This is a genomic window from Streptomyces sp. NPDC050625 (assembly GCF_040654755.1).
Classification (GTDB): Bacteria; Actinomycetota; Actinomycetes; order Streptomycetales; family Streptomycetaceae; genus Streptomyces.
The window spans coordinates 90,064-103,056 of the sequence record NZ_JBFAIQ010000016.1; the positions used below are offsets into that span (position 1 = coordinate 90,064).

Here is a 12,993-nt window from a genome sequence, read left to right on the forward strand (position 1 = left end):
TCGTCGGTTTCACACCCTGTTCCCGTGCGGAGTGCCACAGGAAATGGCGATGGGCAGGATCGAGCGGTGCATTCTTTGCAGGCCCCCAGGGGAAGTGGGACGCAGAGCGTCTCGTCCGGGGGCGTCACTCCCCGTGCCTTATGTGATTCGCAGTCTTAGACGGGCCTTGTTTCCGAATGGTTGTGCCTCGTCTGCAAATTGAGTGGGTGTACTGCAATTGCGGTTCCGGGGGCACAGGAAAGTGCGGTGAACGCCAGGGAAACGAGAATTGTCAGACGTGTGATTCAACGATGAATGATGTGGTGACCTCGTCGCCGCCCACACGGACGGGCGCCCCTCACCGTCAGGGCTGCGTGCCCGCTCCCCGTACCACCGCGACCGGACAGTGCGCGTGATGCAGCAGGGCCTGCGACCGGCTCGCCTCGATCAGAGCTTCGCGTGTCTGAGCGTGTACGACCTTGTGCTCCACCGCCACATCCGGGTACTGCTCCTGACGGCCGGCCAGCGCCGCCGAGACCAGGGTCTCTTCCTCCTGGTCGAGCGCCCCCGGCGGGTTCGCGTACGGCATCGACGCGACCTGCGGTGCGGGCAGCGGCGCATCCCACGTGGTCCAGGCGTGCAGCGCGACCAGTGGCGCCTTGCGCAGCGAGGCCTCGGCGAAGGCGAAGTCCACCGCTTCCGCACCCGCGGCGGAGCCGTCGACACCCAGCACGATCGGACCGTCGGTGTGGGCTTCCTGCCGTACCACCAGCACCGGGCATCGACCGTGTGCCGCCAGATGCACCGCCGTCGTGCCCACCAAGAGCCCGACGAACCCGCCCATGCCCCGGGATCCGACGACCACGAGTTCGGCGGCACGCGACTGCGCCTCCAACACCGTCAACGGCTCACCCATCACCACCGCGTGCGACACCTCCACCTCCGGTGCCGCGGTCCTGGCATGCTCCACCGCCTCGGTCACCAGGCGGTCGACCATGTTCTGGATCCCGCCTTCCGGCGGACCCAGGGGTGACGGACCCAGGGGCACATGCATCGCGGGCCAGAGGAAGGCGTGCACCACCTTGAGAGCCGCTCTCCTCAGCCGCGCCTCCCGCGCCGCGGTAAGACTCGACACCGACCCGTCCACGGTCCCGCAGCGGCGGCAACGTCGTAGACGCGCGGTCCCCAAGGCCGCAATTGAGCCCCGGGGACCGGTATTGGATCGGGGAGGGTGTCAGCCTCGCAGGCGGTAACTGTTTGCGAAGCCGGAAGGGTTGCAGACGTTCAATTGGTTGGACACCTGGTCGTAGGTCCACCCGGCAGGGACATTGCACGCCCACAGGCCATTCACGGGGGTGCGAAGGTGGTAGCTGTTCGCGAACCCGGAGGGGTTGCAGACGTTCAATTGGTTTGCGACTCGATCGTAGGTGAGGCTGCCGTTGGGGATGGAACAAGCCCAGATGTTGTCCTGGCCGACTCGCATGCGGTAGCTGTTGGCGAATCCGGCGGAGTTGCAGACGTTCAGCTGGTTACTTGCCTGGTCGTAGGTGTAGCCGGGCAGGACGTAGCACACCCAGATGTTGTCTTGAGGTGCGCGCAAATGATAGTAGGAATGGAATCCGGATCCGCATGTATTCAGCTGACTCGACACACGGTCGTAGGTGTACCCCGACGGCACGGAGCAGGCCCAGGTGTTGTCCAGTCCGGTCTGACCGGTCCCGGCGGCGGTTGCGGTTGCCGTAAAGCCGCCGGATAAACCCAGCAGCAGTGCCAGCACCGCGAATGCGCGCGTGCCCGCATGAGCCAGAGAACGGAATCTGAATCGCATGGAAGGATCTCCTCCGGAAAGCGTGATCCGTCGGCGCAGGATTCTGCTGCCGCTCGGGACACTACTGGCTCCCACTCGAAAAGCATGAGCCTGTTTCGGCCTCGATAGGCCGCCGTGCCGGTGGCCTGATGGCGCACGTTGACTTTTCATGGGCGGCCGGTGCGTGAAGTGCTGAGGCGATCTTTGCGGCATGACGACCGACCGTTAGCCTCGGCGGATGACCGACGACGCCGACGCCTGGAACCGGCTCGCCGCCCTGTTGCCGGCGGCCGAGGCCCAGGAGTTCAGGGACTGCTGGAGCATCGGGGAGCAGGAGGCAGGGCTCGGCCTGCTCGTCTCCGGCCTTCTCACCCACCAGATGGCGATCAGCGAGACGGTCAGGGCCCAGATCTTCGTGCTGACGGAGGCCTGGGGCGAGAGGGAAGCGCTGGCACCCCGGATTCTGCAATGCCGTGCCGACGGCGCGGCCCCCGACGTGAAGTTGATCGAGGACGACGGCGGCACGGTCAGCGGTGCGACGGTCCAAGCCGAGCGGAGCCTGGCAGATCTCGTTCTCGTGCCGTGGATCATCTGCATGAGATGCGGTCAGGTCCTGATGCGTGCCCATGACCGCGAAGACTGGGGAGGTCTCTCCTATCGCGCCCGGCACTATGTGATCACTTCACCGGGCCGCGCCACTGCCCTGCAACTGTTCTCTGCCGACGCGGTCAACGACGCCTTTGCCGCCCTCCGGCACGGGTGAGCCGGCTCCCGCGGCGGAGCCGGATCATCCGCGTGGATGACTTCTCCTCGTCGTGGTCCGGCCACGATGGAGTCATGGCGATCAAGCTGTCCGTGGACGATGCGGCGCGTCCGGGCGTGCGCCACGCGCTCCGCCTTCGGCCTGGTGCATGGCCGGGGCTCGCTGCCGCGGCATGGGGGCTCCTGTTTGCGGTCCCCGGTTTCGCCTGGGCGATGGGAAACACGTTTGGCGCGCGGACGACGGTGTCGCCGTCGGGGCGCTGGGGGCGTTGCTCCTGTTCTTGGTGTCGATGATCATCGGGATTGGTTGATCAACGAGTCGGCGCAGCCTGAGCGAGCAGTGCGTCGACGAAGGTTCGAAGTCCCTGGGGGTAGATGTCCCGGGCGGTCAGTGCGGCCCATCGGCTGCCGATGGCGGCCAGGTGCGGCACCTGGGCCGCGTCGAAGGCGTCGCGGTAGGCAGGGCGTCCGTCGTCGGCGCGTCGGCGGGCGGAGTGGGCGCGGACCAGCACCTCGCCGACGGTGTAGTACCAGATGCTGCGGAAGACGTCGACGGCTTGTTCGGGCGTGCATCCGTGGTCGTCGGCTGCGGCCACGATGGCTTCGACCATCCACAGCGCCGATTCGTCGAGGAGGCCGACGAAACCGTCGGCCGACAGGATCTCCGCGGCCCACGGCCAGGCAGCGAGAGCGTCGTGCATCGCGGTGGCGGCCACGACGATGCGGTCCCCTGGGTCATCGGGCAGTTGAGGGCGCCCCAGCTGGTCGATGTGGTCGTTGAGCAGGAGGACCAGCAGGTCGTCCTTGTTGCGGATGTGGTGGTACAGCGTCGTCGCCCCGATGCCGAGCTCAGCGGCCAGTCGACGGACGGTCAGCTTCTCCCAGCCGTCCCGGTCGATGAGCCCGCGGGCCGCCGCCAGGATCTGCGCACGTGAAGTCAGGGGTGGCCGGCCGGTGCGGCCGTGCGGGGCGGGCGGTCGAGGCATTGCCCCATCATGCCGTCCCGCCGTCCTGTGCCGTGAAACGGGTGCGGGTTGGGCCTTTCGTGTTCACACCGGCTTGCCTCGGTGCTACTTTCGGAACACGTTCGAAAAGTCCGATGGCAGCGCAGGGGACGGAGATTGAAGTGACGCGAAGTTCGGAAGTTCGGCCAGGGCTCACGCTTGCCGTGGTGGCCGTCGTGCAGTTCATGGTGTCGGTGGACCTGTCGGTCGTGAACGTCGCACTCCCACAGATGGCTGCGGGTCTCGGCTTCAGTGCAGTGGGTCTGTCCTGGGTGATCCACGCCTACGCCCTGACCTTCGGCGGGCTGCTCCTCCTGGGCGGCAAGGCCGCCGACCGGTACGGTCGTAAGCGGGTCCTGCTGTTCGGACTCGGTCTGTTCGGCCTCGCTTCCTTTGTCGGCGGCCTTGCGCAAGAACCCGGCCAGTTGGTCGCCGCCCGGGCCGCACAGGGCATCGGGGCCGCCGCGTTGGCTCCGGCCGCATTGGCGCTGCTGACAGCGACATTTCCGACGGGCAGGGCCCGCGTGCGGGCCTTCGGCGTGTGGAGTGCGGCGAACGCCGCCGGAGGCGCGCTCGGGGTCCTGATGGGCGGTCTGCTCACTCAGTACGCCAGTTGGCGCTGGGTGATGTTCGTGAGTGTGCCGATGGCCGCCTGCGCGCTGTCCCTGGCCTGGCGTGGCGTCGCCGACAATCAGCCCGACGCTCGCGGCGGACGTCCGGACGTGCTCGGTGCCGTACTGGCAACGGCTGGTCTGACCCTGCTGGTGTTCGGCGTGGTCCGCACCGATCGGTATGCGTGGAGCTCGTCGGTCACCCTGACGACTCTGGTGGTCGCCGCGGCGTTGCTGTTCGCGTTCATCCACGTCGAGCGAACCACCGCCCGCGAACCTCTGATCCGGCTCGGCCTGTTCGCCAACCGCTCGGTGGCCGGGGCGAATGCCTACAATCTGCTGGTCGGGGCGGCCATGACCTCGTCGTTCTACTTCGTGTCCCTCTACCTCCAGCGAGTCCTCGGGACAGGGCCGGCGCGGACCGGAGCCATGTTCTTGCCGTTCGCCCTCGGACTGGTCGTCGGCTCCGTGCTCGCCGTCAAACTCGGCTACCGTCTTGCTCCCCGCACCCTTCTGGTCGTCGGCGGGCTCATGACCTCGGTCGGGCTCGGCTGGTTCGGGCTGATCAGTCCCGGCGGCACCTTCACCGTCGACATCCTCGGGCCTTCGATCGTCGCGAGCGTCGGCTTCGGTCTCTGCCTCGGACCGGTCGTCTCCACCGCCACTGCGGGCGTCGCCCGCCATGAGACCGGCACCGCCTCAGGACTGCTCAACAGCTCACGCCAGATCGGCGCCTCACTCGGACTCGCCGCCCTCGGCACCGCGGCTCACGACCGCACCGGTTGGACCGTCACACCTGAAACCCTCAACGATGGATACGCATGGGGCCTGACCCTCGCTGCCGGGCTCCCGGTCGTCGCCGTGCTCGTCGCCCTCACCGTCCTGCGGCGGACCAGTCCGCCGTCACAGCCCGAGCAGAGGGGCGGGCCGGACACCCATCGGCGCGTTATGGCTGCCGACGACCAGCCGTCAAGGTTGCAGGGGTGGGGCCGTCGGGGCGGACGGTGATGCCGTACGCCGCCCTTGCGGGGGTGGAGGAGAAGGCCGGGATGTGGACCGGCAGCAGGTGTTCGAGCAGGACGGTCGATTCGCGGAGCGCGAACTGGAGTCCGAGGCAGGCGCGGGGGCCGATGCCGAAGGGGTAGTAGGCGCCCGGGTGGGCGGGGCGGCCGTCCGGGGTGAGGAAGCGCCGGGGGTCGAAGTGCTCGGGGTCCGGCCACAGTTCGGGATCGCGGTGCGTGAGGTAGGGGCAGACCAGGATGTCGGTGCCCGCTTCGACGGCATGGCCGGCGAGGGTGTCGTCCTCGGTGGCGTGGCGGGGCAGGATCCAGGCGGACGGGTAGAGGCGGAGTGTCTCGTGGACCAGAGCCTGGATGGCCTGGCGGCGTTGGACCGTGCCTTCGCCGCCGGCGGCGAGAGTCTGTTCACGGGCGGCTGGATGCTGGTCGAGCAGCAGGTAGAGCCAGGTCAGGGTGGTGGCGGTGGTCTCGTGCCCGGCCACCAGCAAGGTGACCAACTCGTCGCGGATCAGCCGGTCGGTGTACTCGGGGTGCTCGGTGGCGGCGTCGGTCAGGACGCGCAGCAGGCCCGGACCGTCGGGACCGGCCACCCCGCCGCGGGCGGCCTCGATGGCGTGCCGGGCGACCGCGTCGATCCGGGCGAGATCGGCGGCAACGGCGTCCTGGGCGTCGGTGGCGTCGGCGGGAAGAGTCGGAAGGGCGGCCGCCACCGCTGCCACGGCGGCCAGTTCGCGCTCGGTGCCCGTGTCGAGGGGGTGCCCGGTGAGAGAGCGCCAGATGGCGTCCAGGGCGAAGCGGCGCATCTCCTGCCCGACATCGAAGGTCTGCCGGGTGCGGGCGTACTCGTTCCAGCGGTCGGCGGTGGTCCGGGCAGCCTCGGTGATGCGCTGTTCGTAACGGCGCATCCCGGTACCGGTGAACTGGGACTGCAGCAGACGGCGTTGCCGCTTCCACGCCGCACCGGTGGCGGCGAGAACACCGTCGCCGACCAGCACACGGGCGCGGTGGGAGCGCTTGACGTACTGCTCCGGGTGCCGGGCGAGAACGTGCTGGACCGCCTGTGGGTCGGTGACGAGAACCGTGGGCGTCGGCCCGAGCCGGAACGCGGCGATGCCGCCGCACCGTTCACGCACCCGGGACAGCAGCTCGACCAGTTCACCTCCGCCGGAGCGCCACCGCTCCACCAGTTCAGGCTCGGCCTCGGGAACCGACCGCCCCGTTCCGGTTCCGGGCAGGTACGACACAGGGCCGGGACCTACTTCGCTCTCCACGCTACGGACTGTACGCGAACAGGAACATCCGGTGACAGGTCGCCCCACCTCGCCTTACCCCGGGCCGTCGCGGCATTCCACCTTTTCCGTATCCGTCTCAATCGCTTACGCCCACCGTCAGAAAAACTGCCACCGCGCGATTTTGCAAGCCTATTGGGCGGCACTTTGTTTCGGCTGAGTCGCTGAAGTCGAGGTGGTGCAGGTCAGGAAGGTGACACTTCGGAAGAGTGTGGGCACACCGCCTGACCAGTGTGTTCCCTCTCACGCTGTGTCATGTTTGACATGGACTTCTCTCTCTTTCCCGGTGTTCCTGACGTTCTATTAAGGCTTTGACAACCCGGTCCACCGGTTCTTATCGTCGGCGGGTATTCGGGGCCCCAGTGTCGTGGCTCCAGGGATTGATTCCCCCGGCATCCATTGCCCCTTTCGCTTGTGCGCCTCACCTTCGTCTGAACGAAATTCCGTACATGGTTCGGCCTGCTGTCCCGGTGATCCCGGGTGCGGAGGCCGACGCAGAGGAGGAAAGCACCCACATGACCACAGCCGTGACGACGCGGACCATCGTGGACCTGCTGCGCGACGCCGCCCGTGACAACGCGGGGTCCGGGCTTCGCTACCCCCGCAGCGCGGACGACCGCGACGCACCCCTGCAGAGCCATCCCGAACTTCTCGACGCGGCCCGCTCGGTCCTCGCCGGCCTGCGCGAAGACGGTCTCGCGCCCGGCGACAAGGTCGTCCTGCTGCTGGAGAAACCACGGGAGTTCCTCACCGCGTTCTGGGCCTGCCAGCTCGGCGGGTTCATACCCTGCCCGATGGCCGCACTCGGCGGCGATCCGGAGCGCTGGGCCGCCCAGCTCACCCATGTCGACACCCTTCTCGACCATCCGCTGGTCGTCACCAGCGCCACGCTCGCCGCCGAACTCCCGGCCGCCCAGGGCCTGTCCGTCGTTCCCCTGGAGGAGCTGCGCGCGGACCGGCCCGCCGACTCCTTCCACGAGGCCGACCCCAAGGACACCGCCGTCCTCGTGCTGACCTCCGGCTCGACCGGCAACTCCAAGGCGGTGATGCTCAGCCACGCCAATCTCCTCGCGTCCATGGCCGCCAAGAACGGCTACCACCGGCTGACCGCCGAGGACACCAGCCTCAACTGGGTCTCCTTCGACCATGTCGCCGCCCTCCTCGAATGCCATCTGCTGCCACTGTCCACCGGCAGCACCCAGTTGCACGTCGAGGCGCCCGTGATCCTCCAGGAGCCGCTGAACTTCCTGCGGATCATCTCCCGCTTCGGCGTCACCATGACCTTCACCCCCAACTTCCTGCTCGGGCTGATCAATCCACAGGCGGACCGGCTAGACGAGGAGGAGGACGACGGGATCGACCTGTCCCGGCTGCGCCACATCATCAGCGGCGGCGAGGCCGTCGTACGCACCACCGGCGAGACCTTCCTCAGCCGCTTCGCCCCCTACGGGCTGCGCGCCGACGCCCTGTGGCCCGCGTTCGGCATGTCCGAGACCTGCGCGGGCAGCATCTACTCCACCGACTTCCCCGCCGCCGACCAGGACCAGGAGTTCGCCAACCTGGGCCGGCCCGTCGAGGGGCTGAGCATCCGGGTCGCCGACGAGGAGCACCGCGAGCTGCCCGCGGGCCACGTGGGCGAGCTGCAGCTCAACGGGCCGATGATCACGGCCGGTTACTACAACAACGAGCAGGCCACCCAGGACGCCTTCACCCCCGACGGCTGGTTCCGCAGCGGTGACCTCGGGCGGATCGACGACGGCCGGCTCACCCTGGTCGGCCGCAGCAAGGACAGCGTCATCGTCAATGGCGTCAACTACTTCAGCCATGACATCGAGACCCTCCTCGAAGGCCTCGACGACGTCGCCCGATCCTATGTGGCCGCCTTCCCGACCCGCGCCCCCGGCAGCGACACCGAGCAACTCGTCATCGCCTTCCACCCGGAGTGCGCCGACGATGCCGAACTCGCGCTGTACCGGGTGCTCAGCGCGATACGCAGCACCGTCGTCATGCACTGGGGATTCCGGCCCGCGCTCGTCCTTCCGCTGCCGAAGGAGGCCTTCCCCAAGACCAGTCTGGGCAAGATCCAGCGTGCGCTGATGCGCAAACGGCTGGAGGCGGGAGCGTACGACGACGTGCGGGCGCGGGTCGACGACCTCGTGCTGCGCAGGCTCGGCGGCTACTCCGCCCCCGAGGGCGAAACGGAGCTGGTCCTCGCACGGATCTACGCCGAGATGTTCGACACCGACCCGGACCGGTTGAGCGCCACCGCCAACTTCTTCGACCTGGGCGGCACCTCGCTCGACATCCTGCGCCTGCGCTCCCTGGTCGCCCAGCGTCTCGGCGCGCACGACCTGCAGATCATCACCGTCCTGCGGGCCCCCAGCGTACGGGCGCTGGCCGCCCACCTCGACCGGGCCGAGGACGGCGGGAAGGAGTACGACCCGATCGTCCCGATGCAGACCACCGGCGAGAAGACCCCGCTGTTCTGTGTGCACCCCGGCGTCGGAGAGGTCCTCGTCTTCGTCAACCTCGCCAAGTACTTCGTCGGCGACCGGCCCTTCTACGCGCTGCGCGCCCGCGGCTTCAACCCCGGCGAGAGGCCCTTCGAGAGCTTCGCCGAGATGGTCGACACCTACGTCGCGGCCATCCGCTCCCGACAACCGCACGGCCCGTACGCCGTCGCAGGGTACTCGTACGGCGGTGCCGTCGCCTTCGAGATCGCCAAGGTGCTGGAGGCGCAGGGCGAACGCGTCGACTTCGTCGGCAGTTTCAACCTCCCGCCGCACATCAAGTACCGCATGAACGAACTCGACTTCATCGAGACCGCGGCCAACCTGGCGTTCTTCCTGGAACTCATCGACAAGAAGCAGTCCCTCGAACTGCCCGTCCAGCTGCGGCCGTTGCCCAGGGACGAACAGCTCGCCCACTTCATCGACCACGCTCCCGAGGGGCGGCTCGCCGAACTCGACCTGACCTTCGAGAAGTTCAAGGCCTGGGCGGAACTCGCCGACAGCCTCACCGACCTCGGACGCGGCTACTCGCCCACCGGCGAGGTCCGCTCGATGAGCGTCTTCTACGCCATCCCGCTGCGCGGCACCAAGGAGGACTGGCTCAACAACGAGCTGCGCCGCTGGGACGAGCACGTCACCGGCGAGAACCGCTACATCGACGTACCCGGCGAGCACTACACGCTGATGGGCCCGGCGCATGTGGCGACCTTCCAGTCGATCCTGCGCAAGGAACTGGACCGCGCCCTCGGGGACGCCTGACCGCCACCATCCCAGGGAGGGAAACCCCTTGAACGGCAAGAAGATCCTGGTGACCGGTGCCACCGGCCAGGTCGCCGGACCCGTGGCCAAGGCGCTGGCCGACGGCAACGAGGTGTGGGCGCTCGGCCGCTTCGGCGCCCCCGGAGCGGAGGAGGAGCTGAACCGGCACGGCATCCACACCTTCCGCTGGAACATGGACGACACGAGCTCCGGCTCCCTCAAGGGCCTGCCGGAGGACTTCACCCATGTCTTCCACTCCGCCGTACGACGCGGCGAGGACGGCGACTTCAACGCGGCCGTCGAGGCCAACTCCGTGGCCGCGGGACGCCTGATGACGCACTGCCGTACGGCGGAGGCGTTCCTGTACGTCTCCACCGGCGCGCTGTACGCCCGCCAGACCCTCGACCACAAGTACACCGAGACGGATCCGCTGGACGGCAAGGCCGACTGGCTGCCCGCCTACCCCGTGGTCAAGATCGCGGCGGAGGGCACGGTCCGGGCCTTCGCCCGGACCCTCGACCTGCCGACCGTCATCGCCCGTCTCAACATCGCCTACGGGCCCGGCGGTTACGGCGGCGTGCCGATGCTCTACTTCAAGCGCATGCTCGCGGGCGAGCCGATCGCGGTGCCACTGGAGGGCCAGAACTGGACCTCGCTGCTGTACACCGACGACCTCATCGAGCAGGTCCCGCACCTGTGGAACGCGGCGAGCGTCCCGGTGACGCTGACCAACTGGGGCGGTGACGAGTCCGTCGGCATGACCGACTGCGTCCGCTACCTGGAGGAACTGACCGGGGTGAGGGCACAGCTCGTACCGAGTGAAGTCACCCGCGAGACCTACCAGTTCGACCCGACCCTGCGCCGCTCGCTCACCGGACCGTGCAAGGTCCCCTGGCGCGAGGGCATCCGGCGCACCCTCGCGGCCATGTACCCCGAGTACCTCAAGGCTGAAGGAGCAGACAGGGCATGACCGAGAGCACCGATCCACTGGCACCGATCCATGCCGCCTACGCCGCCTTCGCGGCCCGTGACGTGGGTGCGCTCCTGGACGCCCTGGACCCGGACATCGAGTGGGTGCACCCCGAGGGGATGGCCGTCTACGGTCTGGGCGGCACCAAGCACGGGCACGCCGGCGTCAAGGAGTTCCTCGCCCATGTCCCCACCGTCCTCGGCGGCATGCGGCTGCACCCGACGGAGTTCATCCGCGACGCCGAACGCGTGGTGGTCCTCGGCCACCGGGACATCGTCTCCCGGAGCGGCCATACGGAGACACACCGGTTCGTGCACTCCTGGGTGCTGCGGAACGGCAGGGCGGTGCGGATGGAGGACATCTTCGACACCGTCGCCTTCCGCCGAGTGATCGAGAGCTGACGGGCGACGACGGCCGTGTCGGTGGCTCCACGCTGGTCCCTCGTCCCCGACGTCCTCAACGAGTTCCGCACCCTCGGCAACCATCACCTGTTTCTCGACGTCGACGCCGGGGTCGGCGGGCTGTCGGGCTCCCGGGGCTCGGGCCGGCGCAGGTCGTCTGCCGCCTCTCGGACGGCCGGGAGCAGGGCGGCCACCGGGGGGCTGTCCAGGGCGCCCTCGCGTACCACGAGAGTGACCCGGCGGATGGGCCGGATTCCCTCCAGGGCGATTCGGGTGACCGGGTGCCCCGGGCGGTCCGGAACCAGGTCGGGGACCAGCGCGACGCCCCAGCCCAGGGACACGAGGCCGAGGACGGCCTGCATGTCCCCGATGTCGGAGACGATGTCGGGGACGAACCCGGCGCCGGCGCACAGGTGCAGGGCCAACCGCCCGAGCCTGGACGTGCGGTCCAGCAGCCACGGCTGCTCCGCGAACTCGGCGAGGGCGCACGTGCCGCCGTCCCGGGCCGGCGGGCGATCGGGCGCGACGGCGAGGCGGATACGGTCGCTGATGACCTCCTCCTCGTACAGTCCCGGCACCCTGGGCTCGGGCACCTGCGGATAGCCGGCGGCCAGGACGGCGTCGAGCCGCCCCAGCCGGACCGTCTGCCGGCCCTCGTCGGGATCCACTCCGTGCAGGGTGACGCGCAGCCCTGGATGGCGCTCGCGCAGCCGGTTCAGCGCCGGCACCAGCAGCGCCGGACCCTCGTGCAGCGGTACGCCCACCCGCAGTTCGCCGGTGACCTGGCCGTCCTCCCGGGTGAGCAACTGTGCCTCCGCCGTTTCGAGTGCGGCGAGCACCCGCTCCGTGTGCGCCACCAACAGCTGTCCGGCCGGGGTGAGTTCGGCCCGCTTGCTGCCGCGGTCCAGGAGCGCGGCGCCGGTCTCCGCCTCCAGGGCGGACAACTGCTGGGAGACCGCCGAACGCGTGTAGTTCAGCGCCTGCGCCGCCGCGGCGATCGACCCCCGGGCTCCGACCTCGCGCAGCAGCACCAGTTTCCGTACGTCCAGCACCGTCATCCTCGCTAACGCTTCCGGTTACGAAGTATCACGTCAGATTACGGGACATGAGTCCACCGGGTGATTTCAATGGAGATCGACTCCGGTACAACACGCTGATCAGACAGGGAATTCACGCCATGACCACACTTCTCCACCTCGACTCCAGCCCCCGCCCGGGCTCGGTTTCCCGCCGGATCTCGGGCGAGTTCGCTGAGACCTGGCGCAAGGCCAACCCCGAGGGCGAGTACGTCTACCGCGACCTGGCCGCCGACCCCGTCCCGCACGTCGACAGCGCGCAGATCGAGGTCATGCACCGGCTGGAGACGGAGGGCGTCCGCGACCTCGCGGCGGCCCGGGAGGCGGCGCGGACCCATGAGGAGAAGGCCAGTTGGGCCGTCACCTGGCCACTGGTCGAGGAGCTTCTCGCGGCCGACACGATCCTTCTCGGCGTGCCGATGTACAACTTCTCGGTGCCGTCGACGTTCAAGGCGTGGTTCGACCGCGTCCTGATCGCGCCGCTGATCCTCGACCCGGCCTCCGGCGAGGGGCCGCTGCGGGGCAAGAAGGTCGTGGTGGCCTCCGCACGCGGCGGCGCCTACGGTCCCGGCACTCCCCGCCACGACTGCGACCACCAGGAGCCGTACCTGAAGGCGGCCCTCGGCATGGTGGGCCTCGCCTCCGACCTGACCTTCCTGCACGCGGAGCTGACCAAGTCGGCGCACGTACCCCGGCTCGCCCACCTGAAGGACGTGGCGGCCGCCTCCTACCGGACGGCGCTCGACGGGGCCCGCGCGCACGGCGGGGTGTGACCGCCGGGGGAACCCACCGACTGCATGCGCGCA

The 12,993-nt window shown here is 68.8% G+C and carries 11 protein-coding genes; 6 read left to right on the plus strand and 5 right to left on the minus strand.

Translation table 11 applies throughout. The features are described from left to right. Nucleotides 1-343 precede the first annotated feature (343 nt). Nucleotides 344-1,126, minus strand: coding sequence for a universal stress protein (locus tag AB0I54_RS29595; RefSeq protein ID WP_363299243.1), 783 nt, complete (start codon nt 1,124-1,126; stop codon nt 344-346). Between the two features lie 87 nt (nt 1,127-1,213). Beyond that, nucleotides 1,214-1,807, minus strand: a complete 594-nt coding sequence (locus tag AB0I54_RS29600; protein WP_363299244.1) for a hypothetical protein — start codon at nt 1,805-1,807, stop codon at nt 1,214-1,216. 217 nt (nt 1,808-2,024) lie between these two features. Here AB0I54_RS29600 and AB0I54_RS29605 point away from each other — a divergent pair, with 217 nt between their 5' ends. Next, nucleotides 2,025-2,549 (plus strand): hypothetical protein, encoded by a 525-nt coding sequence (locus AB0I54_RS29605; RefSeq protein ID WP_363299245.1) that lies wholly within the window; start codon nt 2,025-2,027, stop codon nt 2,547-2,549. 310 nt (nt 2,550-2,859) lie between these two features. On the opposite strand, the gene AB0I54_RS29610 is transcribed toward AB0I54_RS29605, so the two are convergent. Then, complete coding sequence (locus AB0I54_RS29610) at nt 2,860-3,534, minus strand: TetR/AcrR family transcriptional regulator (RefSeq protein ID WP_363299246.1); 675 nt, start codon at nt 3,532-3,534, stop codon at nt 2,860-2,862. A gap of 185 nt (nt 3,535-3,719) precedes the next feature. Between AB0I54_RS29610 and AB0I54_RS29615 the strand changes: the two genes are divergently transcribed. Further along, a complete protein-coding gene (locus AB0I54_RS29615; protein ID WP_363299247.1) occupies nt 3,720-5,171 on the plus strand; it encodes an MFS transporter in 1,452 nt (483 codons plus the stop codon). Here the strand turns inward: AB0I54_RS29615 and AB0I54_RS29620 are convergent. Further along, nucleotides 5,110-6,453: a cytochrome P450 gene (locus AB0I54_RS29620; protein ID WP_363299248.1), complete on the minus strand. Its 1,344-nt coding sequence runs from the start codon at nt 6,451-6,453 to the stop codon at nt 5,110-5,112. The two genes, AB0I54_RS29615 and AB0I54_RS29620, sit on opposite strands and share 62 nt — an antisense overlap. 533 nt (nt 6,454-6,986) lie before the next feature. Here AB0I54_RS29620 and AB0I54_RS29625 point away from each other — a divergent pair. From AB0I54_RS29625 to AB0I54_RS29635, 3 genes are read left to right on the plus strand one after another with little or no spacing between them, the layout of a single operon-like run. Next, nucleotides 6,987-9,740: a non-ribosomal peptide synthetase gene (locus tag AB0I54_RS29625; protein WP_363299249.1), complete on the plus strand. Its 2,754-nt coding sequence runs from the start codon at nt 6,987-6,989 to the stop codon at nt 9,738-9,740. Nucleotides 9,741-9,768: 28 nt separating this feature from the next. After that, nucleotides 9,769-10,710 carry an NAD(P)-dependent oxidoreductase gene (locus AB0I54_RS29630; RefSeq protein WP_363299251.1) on the plus strand — a complete coding sequence of 314 codons (942 nt, stop codon included), beginning with the start codon at nt 9,769-9,771 and terminating at the stop codon, nt 10,708-10,710. Then, complete coding sequence (locus AB0I54_RS29635) at nt 10,707-11,111, plus strand: nuclear transport factor 2 family protein (protein ID WP_363299252.1); 405 nt, start codon at nt 10,707-10,709, stop codon at nt 11,109-11,111. The genes AB0I54_RS29630 and AB0I54_RS29635 overlap by 4 nt, the downstream gene beginning before the upstream one ends. Before the next feature lie 83 nt (nt 11,112-11,194). Here the strand turns inward: AB0I54_RS29635 and AB0I54_RS29640 are convergent, their stop codons facing one another. Then, a complete protein-coding gene (locus AB0I54_RS29640) occupies nt 11,195-12,169 on the minus strand; it encodes a LysR family transcriptional regulator (RefSeq protein WP_363299253.1) in 975 nt (324 codons plus the stop codon). 119 nt (nt 12,170-12,288) lie between these two features. On the opposite strand from AB0I54_RS29640, the gene AB0I54_RS29645 reads away from it, so the two are divergent. Then, a complete protein-coding gene (locus tag AB0I54_RS29645; protein WP_363299254.1) occupies nt 12,289-12,960 on the plus strand; it encodes an NAD(P)H-dependent oxidoreductase in 672 nt (223 codons plus the stop codon). The last annotated feature ends 33 nt before the right edge of the window (nt 12,961-12,993 follow it).

Excerpts from the sequence above, each read along its gene's own strand:
- AB0I54_RS29640 (WP_363299253.1), bottom strand. The coding sequence starts at position 12,169 with ATGACGGTGCTGGACGTACGGAAACTGGTGCTGCTGCGCGAGGTCGGA.
- AB0I54_RS29610 (WP_363299246.1), bottom strand. The coding sequence starts at position 3,534 with ATGCCTCGACCGCCCGCCCCGCACGGCCGCACCGGCCGGCCACCCCTG.
- AB0I54_RS29625 (WP_363299249.1), top strand. The coding sequence starts at position 6,987 with ATGACCACAGCCGTGACGACGCGGACCATCGTGGACCTGCTGCGCGAC.
- AB0I54_RS29645 (WP_363299254.1), top strand. The coding sequence starts at position 12,289 with ATGACCACACTTCTCCACCTCGACTCCAGCCCCCGCCCGGGCTCGGTT.
- AB0I54_RS29600 (WP_363299244.1), bottom strand. The coding sequence starts at position 1,807 with ATGCGATTCAGATTCCGTTCTCTGGCTCATGCGGGCACGCGCGCATTC.
- AB0I54_RS29635 (WP_363299252.1), top strand. The coding sequence starts at position 10,707 with ATGACCGAGAGCACCGATCCACTGGCACCGATCCATGCCGCCTACGCC.
- AB0I54_RS29605 (WP_363299245.1), top strand. The coding sequence starts at position 2,025 with ATGACCGACGACGCCGACGCCTGGAACCGGCTCGCCGCCCTGTTGCCG.